Origin of the sequence: Faecalibacterium sp., from assembly GCF_052358865.1 — a bacterium.
GTDB lineage: Bacteria > Bacillota > Clostridia > Oscillospirales > Ruminococcaceae > Faecalibacterium > Faecalibacterium butyricigenerans.
Genome location: NZ_DAWCVJ010000053.1, coordinates 1 through 17,225 on the forward strand (window position 1 = coordinate 1; position 17,225 = coordinate 17,225).

The following is a 17,225-nucleotide window of genomic DNA, read 5'->3' on the forward strand; positions in this document are numbered from 1 at the left end:
CGTCAGCGCTGACGCGCTGCCACCTCTCCTATCGAGGAGAGGCCTTGGCATTCCGGAAAGCTTCCTCTCTTCGCCAGAGGCTCCCCTCGGTAGGGGAGCTGTCGAGCGAATGCGAGACTGAGAGGTTTATACTTATAAGGAGTTTACCATGAAAAAAAGATTCCTCGCATTCCTGCTGGCCGTCTGCGTGGCGGTTTCCATGCTGGTGCTGCCCGCCTCGGCGGTCGGCTCCAACGCGGCAGTCCAGACGGCGACGGCGCTGGATGGTCTGACCGCCGAGCAGTCTGCTTCTCTGGGCGCGTCCCTCACCCGTGGGCAGGCGGCCCGTCTCCTGACGGCTTTCTCGGCCTACCGCGACACCGCCGCAGCACAGGGCCGCACCGGCCGTCTGTACAGCGATGTGGACAGCGATTCGCCCTACGCCGTCTACATCCGCACTGCCGTCCAGAACGGCTGGATGACCGGCTACTCCGATGGCAGCTTCCGCCCGGACAATGCCGTTACGCTGGAGGAAGCCTGCACCATGGCCCTCCGCCTGCTGGGCTACGATGTGGCGAGCCTCGGCGGCGCCTTCCCCTCTGCCCAGCTCAATAAGGCAAGCGCACTGGGCCTGCGCAATGACATCAGCGCCCGTCAGGGCGAGGTGCTGACCCTCGAGCAGGGTACCGTGCTCTTCTACAATGCCCTCACGGCCATGAACGGCAGCGGTCAGGTCTACGCCTCCACGCTGGGCTTTGCGGTGAGCAACGGTCAGGTGGACATCTCCTCCGTCCTGCTGGACAACGTCAAAGGCCCCTTCGTGGCCGATGCGGCCACGGCCCTGCCCTTTGCCCCGGCGGCCATCTACCGCAACGACGAAGTCACCACCTCTGCGGCCCTCTCGCCCTATGATGTCTACTATTATAATGAGAGCGCCCGTACCCTGTGGATCTACAATAAGCGTGCCGCAGGCCGTGTGACGGCGGTCTCGCCCTCGGCCAGCGCCCCGACCTCTGTGACTGTGGCCGGGGTCAGCTACACCATCGCCTCGCCCTCCGTGGCCTACCAGCTCTCCTCCCTGTCCGGCGGCGGCGTGGGTCAGGTGGTCACGCTGCTGCTGGGCATGAACGACGCCGCAGTCTCCGTCCTTACCGGGGACGAGGCCGACGCCGTCTTTTACGGCGTGGTGCAGTCCTCATCCCGCACCCTCGTGGAGACCAACAGCGCCGAGGTGCAGCAGGCCGTCTCCATCATGTGCACCGACGGCACGGCCCGCACCGTCAACGTAAACAATAAGCTCAATTTCCCGGCGGGCAAGCTGGTGGAGGTCCGCGTGGACGAGGGCGGCGAGAGCGTTAAGTCCATCTCGCCCCGCCCGGTCAGCGGCACCATCCGCGCCGACGGCACCGCACTGGGCGACACCCCGTTTGCAGACAACGTGCAGATCCTTGATACGACGTCGGAGGGTGTGGCTGGGGCAGTTCGCCCCAGCCGCCTATCGGGGGTAACGCTGAGTGAGAACGACGTCCGCTACTACACCACCAACGCCGCCGGTGAGATCGACCGGGTCATCCTCAACGATGTGACCGGCGACCTGTGGGAGTATGCCGCGCTGGATTCCGTCCGCCGCCTGACGGACGAAGCCGCCAAGAAGATCGACAAGAAGATCAGCGAGAAGGCGCAGGACGCCGCAAAGGAGGCCGCAGGCCTCCCCACGACGACAACGACCACCACCACGGTGAAGAAGACCGACGAGGAGACCTTTCAGGACGTGAAGAACATTCTGGTGCCCAGCACCAGCGATGTGCTCTACGGCCTCATCGACGGCAGCATCGTCAGCTCTACTTGGAACACCCTCACCGGCAAGACGGACCAGCTCTTCAGCTATGTGCTCCGCCGCACCGGCGACAGTGTGGGCGGCACGCTGGGCGATTTCCTCAACTATCTGGGTGAGGGAGCCACCTACGTCTGCTACACCGGCGGCAAGCAGGTAGCCTACAGCACCTCCACTAAGTATCCCATCGTGGCGGGCGGCATCGCCATCGGCCGCTCTGCCGACGGCAAGGCCATCAACCGGATGCTCCAGCTCTCGCCGGTGGTCATCGACAGACTGGGCGCGGCTTCGGTCATGAGCGGGGACAAGCGGTATGAGACCGCCGACGATATGCAGGTCTATCTGTGGTCGAACGGCCAGTATTTCGCCACCTCGCTGCCCAAGGTCAACACCGAGGACTACAAGCTCATCGGCTGGTACGACAACTTCGGCTGCGCAGGCGGAAAGAAGATCCGCATCCTCGTGGCCGTCAAGACGAACTGAGATCTTTCCTGAAAGAACAAAGCAGCAGCCTCACCGAACGCAGAGTGAGGCTGCTGCTTTTGTGTTTAGCTGTTAGACCGGGGAACACGGCAGAAAAAGGGCCTTCCCATTTGCCACCGGCCCGGTTTCGTGTTACAATAAAAACCAGAGAAATTGCGGAAAAAGGAGGTGCGGCAATGATACGCATCGCTCTGGTGGAGGACGAGGCAGAGGTGCGGGCGCAGCTGCAAGGCTATGTGCAGCGGCACACCCGGCAGTATGGCACCGAGTTTGCTGTGACGGAGTTCGCCGACGGGATGGAGCTGCTGGATGATTACCGCCCGGTGTACGATGTCCTGTTTCTGGACGTGGAGATGAAGCATCTGGACGGGATGGAGACGGCCCGGCGGGTGCGGGAGCTGGACAAGGACGTCATCATCGTCTTCATCACGAATATGGCCCAGTACGCCATCGGCGGGTACGCGGTGGGTGCGCTGGACTATGTGCTCAAACCGGTGCCCTACTTTGCCTTTTCGCAGCAGCTCCGGAAGGTGGAGGAGCAGCTGCGCCGCCGGGTGCGGCACTATCTGGCTCTGCCGGTGGAGGGCGGGCTTCGGCGGCTGGACTCCTCCCTCATCTATTATCTGGAAAGCGAGGGCCACCGCGTCCACTTCTACACCGAGGAGGGGGACTTCGCGGCGGCGGGCACCCTGAAAGCCTTCGAGGAGAAGCTGGCTGAGCGGCCCTTTGCCCGCTGCAACAGCGGCTACCTCGTCAATCTGGCGCAGGTGAAGGGGGTGCAGCAGGGGATGGTGCAGGTAGGACCTTATGAATTGCAGCTGAGCCGGCCCCGGCGGAAGGCTTTTCTCGCAGCGCTGGCCGACCACATCGGAGGTGGAGGCGCATGACGGCGCTGCCCAATATCCCGCGCCTCTACACGGCGCTGGCCGAGTGTCTGGCCGTGGGCATCTACGCCCTGCCGCTGGGTCGCCGCTTCGGCCCGAAGGCCACCTTCGCCGTCAGCGCGGCGTGGGCGCTGGTCCTCTGCGCTTTTTTGCAGGCCACGGGCAGCGTCCCGCTGGCGTGGTGGATCCCCTGCATGGCGGCGGCGGTGGCGATGCAGTACCTCTACCTCTGGCTCACCCGCACCATCTCGCTGCTGGAGGCCGGGTATGTCTGCGCCCGGGCCTTTGTTCTGGCCGAGCTGGCCGCCAGCGCCGAGTGGCAGCTGCACTGTTTCCTCTGGCCCCAGCGCAGCGGGGCCGATGGCCTGTCGCTGGCGCTGCTGGCGGTGGTCTACAGCGGGGTCTTTGGCTGCATCTGGCTGCTGGAGCACAAGCACGCCAGCCCCAAGGGCCGCATCGTCATCAGCGGAAAAGCGGCCCTCGTGGCCGTCGTCATGGCGGCGATGGTCTTTGCGGTGAGCAACCTGCTGTTCTTGGGCGACCGCGAGGTGGACATGAGCGTCTACTACATCCGCACGCTGGTGGACATCTGCGGCGTCCTCATCCTGACCGTCCAGCACGAGCAGCTGCGGGAAGCGGCCCTCCACAGCGAGCTTGCGGCGATGGACGAGGTGCTCCACCGCCAGTATGAGCAGTACAAGCGAAGCAAAGAGGGCATCCGGCTCATCAACAGCCGCTACCATGAGTTGAAAATTCAGATCGCAGACATCCGTGCCGAGCGCGACCGGGCCAAGCAGGACGCCGCGCTGGCCCGGATGGAAAGCGGCATCCGCCGGTATGAGGCCGAGAACAAGACCGGCAATCCGGTGCTGGACACCCTGCTCACCGCAAAGAGCATGGACTGCCAGCAGCGGGGCATCAACATGACCAGCGTGGCCGATGGCAGCAAGCTGGGGTTCCTGACGACCCGGGAGCTGTGCACCCTCGTGGGCGCGCCGCTGGACAACGCCATCGAGTGTGTCACGGCAGAGCCGGACCCCGAAAAGCGGCTGCTGCGGGTGGCCGTCTATGACCAGAGCGGCTGTGTGATGCTCCGCTTCGAGAATTACTGCGCCCAGCCCGTGGAACTGGGCGCAGACGGCCTGCCCCGCCACAACACCCACGGCGGCTACGACCTGCGGGGCGTGCAGGCGGCAGCGCAGGACCACGACGGCACCATGACCCTTCACTGGGCCGACGGCTGGTTCACGCTGCGGATCCTGCTGCCGATCCCGGAATAAAGAAAAACCTCTCCGTCATTGCTTCGCAATGCCGGAGAGGTTTTTTCTGTTTTGCACAATAAAGCTGGGTCTGTATTTGTGGATAAGCACAATAAAATTTGAAACCAAAATGAAACTTCTGCAAAATATGCCTCGGAAATGACAGGTTGTGAAAATCTTTGTAAATTTTCATTGAATTCCTTTATAATGGATGCCGACAGTCCGGGAGCTGTGCCCGGGAAATATGAATTCAGAATAAGGAGGAAGAATTATGTTGTCCGTCAATATGGATGATGTAATGCAGGTAGTTTCCAACATCCAGAACTACCTGATCGCCTTCGGCGTCGTGGTCGTGGTCGCACTCGTTGCGATGTTTGCGGCCAAGAAGCTGCCGAAAGCCAAGAAGAAGATGGTCCGTGCGCAGTCTGGTGTCGCCATTCTGCTGGCACTGGTCATCGTTGTCAACCTCATCTGCACCGGCCCCATGTCCACCATGCTGGATCTGGTCTCCGGTGAAGGCTCCATCAGCGAGGAGACCTCCGCAGAGGCGACCGAGCTGGTGAACGAGATCACGCAGGAGGGCATCGTTCTGGCACAGAACGATGACAATATCCTGCCTGTGGCCTCCGGCTCTAAGCTGAACGTCTTTGGCTGGGCCTCCACCAGCCCCTGCTACGGCGGCACCGGCTCCGGCGCACTGAACGACGCCTATCCCGTCACCGACCTGCTCACCGGCCTGCACGATGCGGGCATCGAGACCAACGACGAGCTGAGCAAGTTCTACACCGACTACTGCGCTACCCGTCCCAGCGTCGGCATGGCACAGCAGGACTGGACCCTGCCCGAGCCGAACGTCAGCCTGTACACCGACGAGATGATGGCAAACGCCAAGGAATACTCTGACACCGCCATGGTGGTCATCACCCGCGTCGGCGGCGAGGGCGCAGACCTTCCCACCGATATGGCTGCTGTCGTGGACGGCAGCTGGGTCCGTCGTGTGGCAGACTACCGCGGCTCTCAGCACGGCGCTGGCTACTACAACGGCTCTTATGACGACACCCTGAACGAGGGCAACGACTGGGATGCGGGCGACCACTTCCTGCAGTTGTCCAACCGCGAGGAAGAGCTGATCGATCTGGTCACTTCCAACTTCGACAACGTCATCGTCGTCTACAACGGCGCAAACGCATTTGAGATGGGCTGGGTCAAGGATTACCCCCAGATCAAGGGCGTTCTGCTCTGCCCCGGCACCGGCCAGTCCGGCTTTGAGGGCTTTGGCCGCGTGGTCGCCGGTGAGGTCAACCCCTCCGGCCGCACCGCAGATACCTATGTCACCGACCTGACCGCCTCTCCGTGGTGGAACAACTTCGGCGACTTCAAGTACACCAACGCTTCCGAGTTCAACTCCAATGCAAGTATGTTCGACCCCGAGGGCACCACTCCCTCCTTCGTCAACTACGTCGAGGGCATCTACGTCGGCTACAAGTTCTATGAGACGGCTGCCGATGAGGGCCTCATCGACTACGACAAGGAAGTGGTCTATCCCTTCGGCTACGGCCTGAGCTACACCACCTTCACCCAGAAGATGAGCGACATCACCAACGATGGCGCAGACCTGAAGTTCTCCGTCACTGTCACCAACACCGGCTCTGTTGCCGGCAAGGATGTTGTCGAGATCTACAGCGATCCTCCGTATACCAACGGCGGCATCGAGAAGGCCTCCGCAAACCTGCTGGACTTCGCCAAGACCGACGAGCTGGCTCCCGGCGAGAGCGAGACCATCGACTTCACCATCCCTGTTGAGGATCTGGCTTCCTACGATTACCAGAACAACGGCTGCTATGTGCTGGAGGCTGGCGATTACGTCATCAGCACCAATGCAGACTCCCACACCGCTCTGGATTCCAAGACCTGCACCTTCGCTTCGGACATCGTCTACAACGAGTCCAACAAGCGCGAGAGCGATGAGGTCGTGGCCACCAACCAGTTCGATTTCGCTGAGGGCGAGATCACCTATCTGTCCCGTGCAGACGGCTTCGCAAACTACGATGAGGCCACTGCCGCTCCTGCCACCTACGAGATGAGCGACGAGGTCAAGGCTGGCTTCGAGAACTGCTTCACCTACACCGAGTCCGGCTACGAGAAGGACGAGGACCCCAACGCAGAGGACATTACCACCGGCGCAAAGAACGGCCTCAAGCTGGCTGACCTGCGCGGCGTGGATTACAACGACTCCAAGTGGGATGACCTGCTGGACGAGATGAGCATCGACGACCTGCAGCAGACCATCGGCTTCGGCGGCTATCAGACCGCAGCGGTGGACAGCGTCGGCAAGGTGCGCACCAACGACTGCGACGGTCCCGCCTCCATCAACAACAACTTCACCGGCGTCGGCTCGGTCGGCTTCCCGGCTGCTACCCTCATCGGCATGACCTGGAGCAAGGATCTGGCCCATGACTTCGGCGACAGCATCGGCAAGATGGCCAACGAGATGAACACCTCCGGCTGGTACGGCCCGGCCATGAACATCCACCGCACCGCATTCTCCGGCCGCAACTTCGAGTATTACTCGGAGGACGGCGTCCTGTCCGGCGCAATGGCCGCAAGCGCCATCGCAGGTGCACAGGAGCACGGCGTCTACGCTTACATGAAGCACTTTGCTCTGAACGATCAGGAGGGCAACCGCAACTGCATGGCGGCCACCTGGTCCAACGAGCAGGCCATCCGTGAGATCTACCTCAAGCCCTTCGAAATGTCGGTCAAGGATGCAGACTGCCACGCAGTCATGTCCTCTTTCAACTACATCGGCAATCGCTGGGCCGGCGGCTGCTCTGAGCTGCTGCAGAACGTCCTGCGCGGCGAGTGGGGCTTCCTCGGCTTCGTCGAGACCGACTACTTCGGCGTCTACGGCTACATGACCGCCGATCAGGCTGTCCGCAATGGCGGCGACCTGATGCTCTGCACCACGGGCAACGATTACAACAACGTGACCGTCCTGACCAACAGCAGCAAGCAGGCCATGCGCACCGCTGCCAAGAACATCCTCTACACCGTGGTCAACAGCCGCGCTTACGATGAGGAGAACCTGAACCCCGGTATGGCAAAGTGGAAGATCGTCCTGATCGGTGCAGACGTCGTCGCCGCACTGCTCATCGTGGGTCTGGAGTACACCGCCATCAAGAACTACAAAAAGCGCAAGGAAGAGGAAGAAGTCTAAGACGTAAGCACTCTCCGTGCAGCACCTGAACAAAACCGATGGCAAAGGCCCGCTGCAGCGAACAGCGGGCCTTTGCCCCGCTCAGGGATCAATGAGGAAAATGCGATGAAGCACACTGACATCATCCGGAAACTGAACCTAGAACAGAAATGTGCCCTGCTCTCGGGCGAGACGGTCTTCACCACCCGTGCCCTGCCCGGCAAGGGCATCCCGTCCATTACCCTGTCGGACGGCCCAAACGGCGTCCGCAAGCAGGCGGGGGCGGCCGACCATCTGGGCCTGAACCCCAGCGTCCCGGCCACCTGCTTCCCGACCTCCTCCGCCACGGCGTGCAGCTGGGACGAGGCCCTCGGCGAGGCCGTGGGCGAGGCGATGGGCGAGGAGGCCGCCGCACAGGAGGTGGCTGTCCTCCTTGGCCCCGGCCTGAACATCCAGCGCAGCCCCCTTTGCGGCCGTGACTTCGAGTATTTTTCGGAGGACCCCATCCTTGCGGGCAAAATGGCTGCGGCCTATGTGCGGGGCATCCAGAAAAAAGGCATCGCGGCCTGCCCCAAGCACTTCGCGGTCAACAGTCAGGAGCTGCGCCGGATGGCCTCCGACTCGGTGGTGGACGAGCGCACCCTGCGGGAGCTGTACCTGACCGGCTTCGAGATCGTGGTCAAGGAGGCCCGGCCCAAGACCATCATGACCTCCTACAACCTCATCAACGGCACCTACGCCAACGAGAACGCCCATCTCCTGCAGGACATCCTGCGGAAGGATTGGGGCTTCGACGGGGCGGTCGTCACCGACTGGGGCGGCTCCAATGACCACGCCCTCGGCGTGAAGAACGGCTCCACCCTCGAGATGCCCTGCCCCGGCGGCGACTCCATCCGGGAGCTGATGAAGGCCGTGAAGAACGGCAAAGTTACCGAGGCCGACCTCGACGCCCGCCTCGACGAGCTGCTGGAGCTGGTGTTCTCCACCCACGCGGCAGTGGAGAAAGCCCCCCGCACCTTTGACGCGGCTGCCCACCACGCACTGGCCCGCCGCGCCGCCGCCGAGAGCATCGTCCTGCTCAAGAACGAGGACGGCATCCTGCCCCTGAAGGCGGGCGAAAAGCTGGCCGTCATCGGCGACTTTGCCCAGACGCCCCGCTATCAGGGCGCAGGCTCCAGCGCCGTCAATGCGCTTCAGGTAGATGCTCTGCTGGACTGCATCAAAGCCGACGACAGCGGCATCTCCTTCGTGGGCTACGCCTCCGGCTTCGACCGTCAGGGAGCCGCAGACCCCAAAAAGCAGGAGGAGGCCGTCTCCCTCGCAAAGCAGGCCGACACCGTCCTGCTCTGCCTCGGCCTCGATGAGCTGCGGGAGAGCGAGGGCCTTGACCGCGCTGATATGGCGCTGGCCGAGAACCAGCAGCAGCTTCTGGACGCAGTGGCCGCCGTCAACCCGAATGTCGTCGTCCTGCTGAGCGCCGGTGCGCCGGTGGAGACCCCGTGGGTGGGCCGGTGCAAGGCGCTGGTCTACGGCGCACTGGGCGGACAGGCGGGTGCCGGTGCGGCAGCGGACATCCTCACCGGAAAGCTCTGCCCCTGCGGCAAGCTGTCCCAGACGTGGGCAAAGGCCCACGACGACACCCCCGCCAAGGCAAACTTCGGCGGCGAGGGCCGGAACGTGGAGTACCGCGAGGGCCTGTATGTGGGCTACCGCTACTATCAGACCGCCGGTGTGAAGCCTGCCTTCCCCTTCGGCTACGGCCTGAGCTACACCACCTTTGAATACAGCGGCCTCAAGGCCGACGAAACGGGTGTGACCCTTACCGTCACCAACACCGGCAGCGCCGCCGGTGCCGAGATCGTCCAGCTCTACGTTGCAAAGCCGGATGCGAAGGTCTTCCGCCCCGAGCAGGAGCTGAAGGGCTTTGCAAAGGTCTCTCTCGCCCCCGGCGAGAGCAAGACCGTGGCCATCGCGCTGGACGATAAGGCGTTCCGCTACTGGAACGTCAAGACCAACGCATGGGAGGTCGAGGGCGGCAGCTACCAGCTCCGGGTGGGCGCGTCCAGCGTGGACATCCGCCTGACGGCAGACATCACCGTCAAGGGCACCAATGCCCCTGACCCCTACGCGGGCCTGAGCCTGACCCACTACGTCTCCGGTCAGATCACCTATGTGACCGATGCCGAGTTCGAGGCCCTGCTGGGCCATCCCATCCCGGAGGACGTCGTCCGCATCGACCGGAACATGACGCTGGGCGAGATGGATCATGGCCGCAGCCCGCTGGGCTGGCTGGCCCAGAAGGTGCTGCGCAGCCGTCTCGACGCCAGCTTTGCAAAGGGCAAGCCCGACCTGAACACCGTCTTCCAGTACAATATGCCCCTCCGTGCGCTGGCCAAGATGACCAACGGCATGGTCAGCATGGGGATGGTGGATGGCCTCGTCTGGGAGCTGAAGGGCTTCTGGCTGGTGGGCATCGTCCGGGTCATCTACGAATTTATCAAGAACGCCATCCTGAACGCCCAGCTGAAAAAGCGGCTGCGTCAGGGCTGAGAAGGAGGAACGACCGTGAATTTCTGGAATATCTTTGCCCAAAAGCATCCGGCTGCGGCCAAATGGGTGCGGGAGGGCGGACTGTTCGTTATCGTGTCTAACCTCATCACCGTGTTCAAGTACCTGCTGCTGCAATTTCTGCCCAAGGCCTTTGCCGGTCTGCCGGTGGTGGACTTCGGCTGGCCGGGCATCGACATCACCCTCTTCGGGGAGACCTTCAAGTGGAACATCCTCGGCTACGATGCGGCCCACGGCGGCCTGCCCTACTTCTGCGCCTACATGGTGGCCATGATCATCGGCGAGTGCATCAATTTCCCCATCCAGCGCAGCCTCGTCTTCCGCAGCAAGGGCAATCTGGCAAAACAGATCGGCTGGTACCTGCTGGCCTTCTGTCTCATCACCTGCATCGTCAACTCCATCAACTGCATCTGGGTGGCGGTGGCCGGTCTGCTGGTGCCCGACTTCATCTACAACATCGGCACCACCGTGCTCAACGGCGGCATCTCGATGGTGATCTTCTTCTTCGTGAACAAGATCATCTTCCCCGAGGGCGAGGCCGCAAAATAAGCTGACATCCTCTCTATTTTCATCATTTTCTTCATCCAAACCAACAGGCCGTCCCCTGAAAAGGGGGCGGCCTGTTGGCATATTGAGCGATTTTGGACGCTGGAAAGGACGAATTTTCGGTCATAGGGGAAGAATCTGTCGGAGAGGGTTGCACTTTGCTGCTTTAGTGTGGTAAAATCGTGCCATGCTTTTATAGAGAAAGCAGCAAAGGGGGAAATGTATATGAGTGAGATCTGTATCATCGTCACCATCATTGTCTATCTTGCGGCCATGCTGCTGGTGGGTTTCGCCTACAGCAAGACCAACAACGACAGCGCCGACTTCTACCTCGGCGGGCGGAAGATGGGCCCGCTGGTCACGGCCATGAGCGCCGAGGCCAGCGATATGTCCAGCTGGCTTCTGATGGGTATGCCGGGTCTGGCCTACCTGAGTGGCATCGCCTCGCCGGGCTGGACGGCCATCGGCCTTGCGCTGGGCACATGGCTCAACTGGCTCATCGTGGCCCGGCGTCTGCGCCGCTACTCGGCCAACCTCGACGCCATCACCGTGCCGCAGTTCTTGTCGCTCCGCTTCCATGACCAGCGCAACCTGCTGAACGCTCTGGGCGCGGTCATCATCATCGTCTTTTTCGTGCCCTACACAGCTTCGGGCTTTGCGGCCTGCGGCAAGCTGTTCCACAGCCTTTTCGGGGTAGACTACATGGCCGCCATGCTGGTGTCGGCCCTCGTCATCGTAGGCTATACCATTCTGGGCGGCTTCCGGGCCGTCACCACCACCGACCTCATCCAGTCGGTGGTCATGTCGCTGGCCCTTGTGGCTGTTCTGGGCTACGGCATCGTCGTGGCCGGAGGCTGGGGCGCTGTGGTGGAGAACGCCCAGAGCCTTTCCGGCTACCTGACCATGACCGCCAGCCACGACGCCGTGACCGGCGGAGCGACGTCCTACAGCCTGCTGGACATCGTCTCCACGATGGCGTGGGGCCTCGGCTACTTTGGAATGCCCCATATCCTGCTCCGCTTCATGGCCATCGAGGACGAGAAGAAGCTGGTGCTCAGCCGCCGCATTGCGACCGTCTGGGTGGTCATCGCCATGGCAGCATCCATCCTCATCGGCATGGTGGGCCTCGGCATGACCAAGGCCGGTGCGCTGGAATTCCTCAGCGGCTCCACCAGTGAGACCCTCATCGTCCGCGTCGCCAGCCTCATCAGCCAGCACGGCGTGCTGGCGGCCATTCTGGCCGGACTCATCCTTGCAGGCATCCTCGCGGCCACTATGTCCACGGCGGACAGCCAGATGCTGGCCGCTGCGTCCAGCGTGTCCCAGAACATCCTGCAGGAGTTCGCCCACCTCAAGCTGAGCGAGAAGCAGAGCCTCTTCGCCGCCCGCCTGACCATCGTCTGCGTCAGCGTGGTGGGCGTGGTGCTGGCCCGTGACCCCAACTCCAGCGTCTTCGGCATCGTCAGCTTCGCGTGGGCCGGCTTCGGCGGCGCCTTCGGCGCGGTCGTCCTCTGCGCTCTGTTCTGGAAGCGCTGCAACTGGCAGGGCGCGCTGGCCGGTATGCTCTCCGGCGGCCTGATGGTCTTCGTCTGGAAGTACCTTGTCAGCCCGCTGGGCGGCGTCTTTGGCATCTATGAGCTGCTGCCCGCCTTCCTCGTCTCGCTGGCTGTCTGCGTGGTGGTCAGCCTTGTGACCCCGGCCCCGGAGGCCGACATCCTCGCCGAGTTCGACGCGGCAAAATAACCGGTAAAAACAAGAGGGGGGCCTGTGCTGAAACCCGGCACAGGCCCTCCTTTTTATGCTTGTGTGACGCTTCCGTGCTCTATCCGGTATACCTTGTCAAACTGCTTCATGAACGCCCCCGAGACGTCGTGGGTGATGGCCACCACCATGCAGGGGAGGGCGAGCAGATTTTCCATGACCTGTCCGCTGGTGTCGGGGTCGAGGCTGGCGGTGATCTCGTCGGCGATGATGAGGTCGTACCGGCGAAGCGCCAGCCGTGCGATGCCGATGCGCTGGCGCTGCCCGCCCGAGAGATTCTTGCCGTTCTCGCCGATGAGGGTGTCGAGGCCGTCGGGCAGGGTGCTCACCCAGTCGGTGAGGCCCGCCGTCCCGATGGCGTGGGAAAGCTGGGCCTCGGGGAAGTCCGCGCCGAGGCAGATGTTGCTGCGGAGGGTGTCATTGAAGAGATAGGTTGTCTGGGCAATGTAGCCTACCCGCTGGTAGAGGCTCTGACGGTCGATGTCCCGTAGCTGCTGGCCGTTGAAGAGGATGCTGCCGGTATAGTCTGGGTAGTACTGGAACAGCAGCTTTGCCAGTGTAGACTTGCCGCAGCCGCTTTCGCCCACGAGGACGGCCTTTTCCTGCCCGGAGACCGTCAGCCGGACGCCGCGCAGCACCGGTGCAGCGGCTCCGGGGTAGGCAAAGCCGGTGTCCTTGCACTCGATGTGCTCGAGTTTACCGATGGCCCGGCCCGCAGAGACTTTTTCCGGGCCGGACATGGCTGCTTCCAGCCGCTGACGAATGCCCTTCGAGGATCTGACCTTGGCCCAGCACTGGGCGATTTGATTACAGGGCGTGATGACGAAGTTCGCCATGCTGGCGGCGGTGGAGACGGTGCCCATCGTCAGCCGCCCGTCGAAAGCGAGAAAAAGGCCCACCAGCATGACGATGGGGAAGATGAGGTTGCTGATGAGAGAGGTGTTGACCACCATGGCGTTGAGGTTCTGCTGGTAGGCCTGCTCGCTGTCGCGGGCCTGCCGGGCAGCATCCCGGTGGCGGGCGGCATAGGCGTCCTCCCGCAGAAAGCCCCGGATGACCTCGAACCCGCCCAGAAGCTCCTTGAGCTGCTGGGTGTAGCCCGCCATCTGGAGAGAAAAAGCGTCTCGGGAGGCTTTGAGCTGCTCATTCATCTTCCGGGGCAGGACCAGCGGCGGCACGGTCACAAGCAGGATGGCCGCCAGCATCACCGGGCTGATGTAAAGGTACATCCCCAGCGCACAGAGCATGATGCCGCCCCAGAACGCGATGTTGAAGAGGGACATATAATAGTCGTCGTAGAGAGTGCGCAGGTCGGTGGTCAGCAGGGAGAGATAGGCTGCGTCGCCCTCCCGCTGATATTGGGACACCGGGCGGCGCAGCACCCGCTCCATGACCTGCCCCCGTACCTGCTCCACTGCGCCGCAGGCGAGTTTTGTAAAGGAGCGGCGGCTCAGCCGTTCGAAAAACCAGCTGGTGAAGGTGATGAGGAACACCAGCCCCATATAGCCCAGCGCCTCCTGCTTGCTCTTGGAGTCGATGAGCCACTTGAGCTGGAAGTTTTTCAGCGGCGCGAAAAAGGATACCGCCGCCGTAAAGAGCGCGAAGAGCATGAGCTTCATCCAGTGATGCCGGAAGTAGTCGTTGACCGTTGCTTTTTTCATATGCAATATCCCCCTCTATGCTTCCTGCCGCAGGGCAGAAGCTGGGTTCAGTATAACAGATTTCCGCAAAAAAAAAATAGGATCGGTCATTTTTGGGAAAATAAAAAGCCCCCTGCCCGGGACTCCTTAGAGTTCGGGCAGGGGGCTTGAAGCTCTTTATGTAAGAGGTGCTGTCAGCTTACAGCTGGGGGCCGGCAGAGACCAGGGCCTTGCCGTGCTCGTTGCCCTCGTACTTTGCGAAGTTCTTGATGAAGCGGCCAGCCAGATCCTTGGCCTTCTCTTCCCACTGAGCGGCATCTGCGTAGGTGTCGCGGGGGTCGAGGATGGCGGGGTCAACACCGGGCAGAGCGGTGGGGACCTCAAAGTCGAAGTAGGGGATCTTCTTGGTGGGAGCCTCGTTGATGGCACCGCTCAGGATGGCGTCGATGATGCCGCGGGTATCCTTGATGGAGATGCGCTTGCCGGTGCCGTTCCAGCCGGTGTTGACCAGATAAGCCTTGGCGCCGCTCTTCTGCATCTTCTTGACCAGCTCCTCAGCGTACTTGGTGGGGTGCAGCTCGAGGAAGGCCTGACCGAAGCAGGCAGAGAAGGTGGGGGTAGGCTCGGTGATGCCGCGCTCGGTGCCGGCCAGCTTTGCGGTAAAGCCGGACAGGAAGTAGTACTGGGTCTGCTCCGGGGTCAGGATGGAGACCGGGGGCAGGACGCCGAACGCATCCGCAGACAGGAAGATGACGTTCTTGGCAGCGGGAGCAGAAGAGATGGGGCGCACGATGTTCTGGATGTGGTCGATGGGGTAGGAGACGCGGGTGTTCTCGGTCACGCTCTTGTCGGCGAAATCGATGTGGCCCTCGGCGTCCAGAGTGACGTTCTCCAGCAGAGCGTTGCGCTTGATGGCGTTGTAGATGTCAGGCTCGGAGTCCTTGTCCAGATTGATGACCTTTGCGTAGCAGCCGCCCTCGAAGTTGAAGACGCCGTTGTCGTCCCAGCCGTGCTCGTCATCGCCGATGAGCAGGCGCTTGGGGTCGGTGGACAGGGTGGTCTTGCCGGTGCCGGACAGACCGAAGAAGATGGCAGTGTTCTTGCCCTCCTTATCGGTGTTGGCAGAGCAGTGCATGGAAGCAATGCCCTTCAGCGGCAGGAAGTAGTTCATCATGGAGAACATGCCCTTCTTCATCTCGCCGCCGTACCAGGTGTTGACGATGACCTGCTCCTTGCTGGTGATGTTGAACAGGACAGCAGTCTCGGAGTTCAGGCCCAGCTCCTTGTAGTTCTCGACCTTGGCCTTGGAAGCGTTGTAGACCACGAAATCAGGCTCGAAGTTTGCCAGCTCCTCAGCGGTGGGCTTGATGAACATATTGGTGACGAAATGTGCCTGCCAGGCCACTTCCATGATGAAGCGGACGGCCATGCGGGTGTCCTTGTTGGCGCCGCAGAAAGCATCGACGACGTACAGGCGCTTGTTGGAAAGCTCCTTCTTGGCGATCTCCTTCACGGCCTCCCATGCTTTCTGAGAAGCGGGGTGGTTGTCGTTCTTGTACTCGTCGGAAGTCCACCACACGGTGTCCTTGGAGTTCTCGTCCATGACGATGAACTTATCCTTGGGGGAGCGGCCGGTGTAGATGCCGGTCATGACGTTGACAGCGCCCAGCTCGCTGACCTGACCCTTCTCGTAGCCTTCCAGCTCGGGCTTGGTCTCCTCGTTGAACAGCTGCTCATAAGAGGGGTTGTACACGATCTCGGTCGTGCCGGTGATACCATACTTGCTCAGATCCAACTTTGCCATGATACTTATACCTCTTCTTTCGTTCAGGTCATTGCCCCGCGCGCCTGCGGCAAGCCGCCCTCAGCCAAAAGGGCACCGCAGCGGGACGATGAAAGAAATACAGATGCGTATTCTCCTGTATACCATTATACATAAATCGGGTCTAAAATCAACCGGCAGAATGATTTCCTTCGGGTAAAAACAACAAATCTTATTAAGAATCTTTGCCATTTGAGGCGGTTTCGTAAAAAATCCGGCCCCGTTTGGCCGCACAAATTAAAGAAAACCGGCCAAAAACAGATCTTTGATAAAATTTTATCGATTTGGGATACAAGGGCGGGAAACGAGAGGGCAGTGCGGTGCAATTTTTGGCGGCGGAAGGCCGTATTATAAATAGAGACACAAATATTGTGTATATTCTGCGATGCATCTGGAAAAAAGACGCGGCCTATGGTATACTGAGCAGACTTGACTTACGGCCATGAGCCGCCAGCATGGAGAAACAACAACGATGAAGACGCTTTACATATTCCTCACCCGCTCCGGGACCCTGCTCTCGAACCTTGTGTACCGCCTTACCGGGGCGCAGTACACCCACATCTCCCTCGCCTTCGACGAGGATCTGAGCACCCTCTACAGCTCTACCCGGAAGAACGGCTACACCATGTTCCCCGCAGGCCCCAGCCGGGAGTACCTGAACCGGGGCGTGTTCCTCATGCGGGAGAACATCCCCTGCGCCCTCTATGCGCTGGAAGTGACCGACGAGGCCTACATCCGGGCCAAGCGCCGCACCCAGCACATGATGCACCACGGCGAGCTGTACCGCTTCAATTCGCTGGGCCTGCTGCTCTGCTGGATGCATATCCGCTGGCAGCGCCGCCGGCATTATTTCTGCTCCCAGTTCGTCAGCGAGGTGCTCCAGAAGAGCGGCGCGCTGGACCTGCCCAAGCCCAGCACCCTTATGCACCCCAGCGATTACGCCGAGCTGCCTCAGCTGCGCTGCCTCTACCGGGGCACGCTGGCCGACCTGCCCCAGCGCCAGAGCATGGAGATGGGCGAGGTGGAGAGCGTCATGGGCCTCTACCTGAGCGTCCTTCTGGGGGCTGTCAGGGGCGGCGTGCGGCATCTGTTCTGATTTTTGAAGAAATTGCCGAAAAAAATTGAAAATACCTGTTGACAAAGCGGGGAGGCTGTGCTAAAATAATCGAGTCGGGAACAACGCCCGATGCAAATGGTAGTATGGCCCGTTGGTCAAGCGGTTAAGACAGAGGCCTCTCACGCCTTTAACATCG

10 protein-coding genes are annotated in these 17,225 nt (G+C 61.5%); 8 read left to right on the forward strand and 2 right to left on the reverse strand.

The genetic code is table 11. The features are described 5' to 3' along the window. Positions 1–148: 148 nt before the first annotated feature. The 7 genes from ACT8X9_RS09150 (at position 149) to ACT8X9_RS09180 (ending at position 12,492) form a co-directional block, all read left to right on the forward strand. The gene (locus ACT8X9_RS09150; RefSeq protein WP_444268780.1) at positions 149–2,296 is read left to right on the forward strand and encodes an S-layer homology domain-containing protein; all 2,148 of its coding nucleotides are present in this window, start codon (positions 149–151) and stop codon (positions 2,294–2,296) included. Between the two features lie 176 nt (positions 2,297–2,472). Continuing rightward, entirely contained in the window at positions 2,473–3,183 is a 711-nt protein-coding gene (locus ACT8X9_RS09155; RefSeq protein ID WP_444268781.1) for a LytR/AlgR family response regulator transcription factor, read from the forward strand. Further along, the gene (locus tag ACT8X9_RS09160) at positions 3,180–4,460 is read left to right on the forward strand and encodes a GHKL domain-containing protein (RefSeq protein WP_444268782.1); all 1,281 of its coding nucleotides are present in this window, start codon (positions 3,180–3,182) and stop codon (positions 4,458–4,460) included. The genes ACT8X9_RS09155 and ACT8X9_RS09160 overlap by 4 nt, the downstream gene beginning before the upstream one ends. Positions 4,461–4,710: 250 nt before the next feature. Then, positions 4,711–7,656 (forward strand): glycoside hydrolase family 3 N-terminal domain-containing protein, encoded by a 2,946-nt coding sequence (locus ACT8X9_RS09165; protein WP_444268783.1) that lies wholly within the window; start codon positions 4,711–4,713, stop codon positions 7,654–7,656. Between the two features lie 105 nt (positions 7,657–7,761). Then, positions 7,762–10,185 (forward strand): glycoside hydrolase family 3 C-terminal domain-containing protein, encoded by a 2,424-nt coding sequence (locus ACT8X9_RS09170; protein WP_444268784.1) that lies wholly within the window; start codon positions 7,762–7,764, stop codon positions 10,183–10,185. A gap of 15 nt (positions 10,186–10,200) precedes the next feature. Next, a complete protein-coding gene (locus tag ACT8X9_RS09175) occupies positions 10,201–10,752 on the forward strand; it encodes a GtrA family protein (RefSeq protein WP_227621057.1) in 552 nt (183 codons plus the stop codon). A 222-nt stretch (positions 10,753–10,974) separates the two neighbouring features. Further along, complete coding sequence (locus tag ACT8X9_RS09180; RefSeq protein WP_412590656.1) at positions 10,975–12,492, forward strand: sodium/proline symporter; 1,518 nt, start codon at positions 10,975–10,977, stop codon at positions 12,490–12,492. A 53-nt stretch (positions 12,493–12,545) separates the two neighbouring features. Here the strand turns inward: ACT8X9_RS09180 and ACT8X9_RS09185 are convergent, their stop codons facing one another. Both ACT8X9_RS09185 and pckA read right to left on the reverse strand, forming a co-directional pair. Then, on the reverse strand, positions 12,546–14,171 hold the full coding sequence (locus tag ACT8X9_RS09185; protein ID WP_444268785.1) for an ABC transporter ATP-binding protein: 1,626 nt from the start codon (positions 14,169–14,171) through the stop codon (positions 12,546–12,548). 178 nt (positions 14,172–14,349) lie between these two features. Continuing rightward, entirely contained in the window at positions 14,350–15,954 is a 1,605-nt protein-coding gene (gene pckA, locus ACT8X9_RS09190) for a phosphoenolpyruvate carboxykinase (ATP) (protein ID WP_444268786.1), read from the reverse strand. A 490-nt stretch (positions 15,955–16,444) separates the two neighbouring features. On the opposite strand from pckA, the gene ACT8X9_RS09195 reads away from it, so the two are divergent. After that, the gene (locus ACT8X9_RS09195; RefSeq protein ID WP_227621053.1) at positions 16,445–17,068 is read left to right on the forward strand and encodes a hypothetical protein; all 624 of its coding nucleotides are present in this window, start codon (positions 16,445–16,447) and stop codon (positions 17,066–17,068) included. Positions 17,069–17,225: the final 157 nt, after the last annotated feature.

What these genes read in the sequence shown, in the direction of transcription:
- ACT8X9_RS09165 (WP_444268783.1), top strand. Translation starts at nt 4,711, where the DNA reads ATGTTGTCCGTCAATATGGATGATGTAATGCAGGTAGTTTCCAACATC.
- pckA (WP_444268786.1), bottom strand. Translation starts at nt 15,954, where the DNA reads ATGGCAAAGTTGGATCTGAGCAAGTATGGTATCACCGGCACGACCGAG.
- ACT8X9_RS09155 (WP_444268781.1), top strand. Translation starts at nt 2,473, where the DNA reads ATGATACGCATCGCTCTGGTGGAGGACGAGGCAGAGGTGCGGGCGCAG.
- ACT8X9_RS09185 (WP_444268785.1), bottom strand. Translation starts at nt 14,171, where the DNA reads ATGAAAAAAGCAACGGTCAACGACTACTTCCGGCATCACTGGATGAAG.
- ACT8X9_RS09195 (WP_227621053.1), top strand. Translation starts at nt 16,445, where the DNA reads ATGAAGACGCTTTACATATTCCTCACCCGCTCCGGGACCCTGCTCTCG.
- ACT8X9_RS09170 (WP_444268784.1), top strand. Translation starts at nt 7,762, where the DNA reads ATGAAGCACACTGACATCATCCGGAAACTGAACCTAGAACAGAAATGT.
- ACT8X9_RS09180 (WP_412590656.1), top strand. Translation starts at nt 10,975, where the DNA reads ATGAGTGAGATCTGTATCATCGTCACCATCATTGTCTATCTTGCGGCC.
- ACT8X9_RS09150 (WP_444268780.1), top strand. Translation starts at nt 149, where the DNA reads ATGAAAAAAAGATTCCTCGCATTCCTGCTGGCCGTCTGCGTGGCGGTT.
- ACT8X9_RS09160 (WP_444268782.1), top strand. Translation starts at nt 3,180, where the DNA reads ATGACGGCGCTGCCCAATATCCCGCGCCTCTACACGGCGCTGGCCGAG.